This window comes from Natrialba sp. PRR66 (assembly GCF_034808065.1).
In the GTDB taxonomy this organism is placed as follows: Archaea; Halobacteriota; Halobacteria; order Halobacteriales; family Natrialbaceae; genus Natrialba; species Natrialba aegyptia.
In genome coordinates this window covers 1-251 of sequence record NZ_JAXHGN010000202.1, presented here as the reverse complement: position 1 = coordinate 251, position 251 = coordinate 1, and the positions used below count along the sequence as shown (strand labels likewise).

Sequence of the window (251 nt, the reverse complement as noted above, 5' to 3'; positions counted from 1 at the left end):
CCCCGAAGGCGGGCCGGCGGCGACGACCAGTTCGCCGGTGTCGTCGTCGACGCGGACGTCGACGCGGTCGCCGTCGGGTTGCGGGTGGAGTGGGCGATGGCCGCTCGGGCCGTGGACGAGGACGGTCCCGTCCGGCTTGCACGTGGCGTGCCGTCGCGCTCGCGGATGCTCGCGGGACGTCCGCGTCCTGGACTCGACGGTGCACGCGCCGACGAGCGTCACGTACGCACCTCCGCGGAGCGCGTCCGCGA

At 75.7% G+C, this 251-nt stretch carries 1 pseudogene; it reads right to left on the bottom strand.

Annotated elements, in window-relative coordinates:
- Window positions 1-251: pseudogene (locus tag SM755_RS23990) on the bottom strand (hypothetical protein); the annotation flags it as partial.